Source organism: Flavonifractor plautii ATCC 29863, assembly GCF_000239295.1.
In the GTDB taxonomy this organism is placed as follows: domain Bacteria; phylum Bacillota; class Clostridia; order Oscillospirales; family Oscillospiraceae; genus Flavonifractor; species Flavonifractor plautii.
On sequence record NZ_JH417814.1, the window covers coordinates 1 to 1,213 of the forward strand.

Here is a 1,213-nt window from a genome sequence, read left to right on the forward strand (position 1 = left end):
CGGGGCCGCCTCTCATGAGGCGGCCCCGCACGGTTTAACCTCCGGTTTTCTTTTCCCGGCCAAAACCTGAACACCGCGCCCTTGCCCTCCGCTCCGCCGTCTGCTAGGATAGAACCGCAGGGGCGGCCCACCCGCTCTCGCGCAGCAAGGAGGCGTCTGTATGAAATTGAACGAAACGATCCGCCGCCTGCGGCGGGCAAAGGGGCTGACCCAGGAGCAGGTGGCCCAGGCCCTGGGAGTAAGCGGCCCGGCGGTAAACAAGTGGGAGCGGGGCGCATGCTGCCCCGATCTCGCCCTGCTGGCCCCGCTGGCCCGCCTGCTGGACACCGATCTGAACACTCTGCTCTCCTTCCGGGAGGAGCTGACCGGTGCAGAGATCGCCGCGTTTACAGAGGAGCTTTACACCCTGGCCCAGAGCGGGGGCATCGATGCGGCCTTTCTGCGGGCGGAGGAGCTGCTCCACCGGTGGCCTGGGTGCGACCGCCTGACCATCTCTCTGGCCATGACGCTGAACGGCCTGTTCTTCACCCTGGGTGTGGCCGAGCCGGAGCCCTACGAGCGCCGTCTGGAGCCTCTGTACCGCGCTCTGGCCGACAGCGAGGAGCCGGATATCCGGGACCAGGCCCTCCACCTGCTCATCGGCAGACACATGAGGCGGGAGGAGTACGCCGCGGCGGAGGAGCTGCTCTCCGCCCTGTCCGACCGCTGGCCCCACCGGGACGCTCTGCGGGCGGGGCTGCTCCGCCGGACAGGCCGTGGGGAGGAGGCCGCGGAGCTGTGGGAGCGGCGGCTGCTCAATGCCGCGACGGAGGTCTACGAGTCATTGGTAAGCCTTCAGGAGCTGGCCCTCCAGGCGGAGCGGCTGGAGGACGGGGCCCGGCTGGCCGCCCTCATTGAGGAGACGGTGGAGCGTTATGCCCTCATTCCCGGTGTCGCCTCCTCCGGACGGCTCCTACAGGCCGCGGCAGAGGGGGACAAGACGGCCGCCCTGTCTGCCCTGCGTGATATGCTGGAGGCGCTCAACCGCTCCTGGGACGGCGGGGGGCTATATCCCCACCTTCTACCCGGTACGCAGGTGGCCGTCGGGTCCGTTCTGTTGCCCGGCCTGCTGCTGGAGCTCCAGCGGGAGCCCGAACTGGCTTTCCTCCAGGACGAGCCGGAATTTCAGGCCCTGCTGAAACGCTATGGCGGCGGGACGCATTAAGCGTCCCGC

1 protein-coding gene is annotated in these 1,213 nt (G+C 68.7%); it reads left to right on the forward strand.

What is annotated here, in order from left to right:
* Positions 1-160 precede the first annotated feature (160 nt).
* Positions 161-1,204 (forward strand): helix-turn-helix transcriptional regulator, encoded by a 1,044-nt coding sequence (locus HMPREF0372_RS13125; RefSeq protein WP_007493324.1) that lies wholly within the window; start codon positions 161-163, stop codon positions 1,202-1,204.
* Positions 1,205-1,213: the final 9 nt, after the last annotated feature.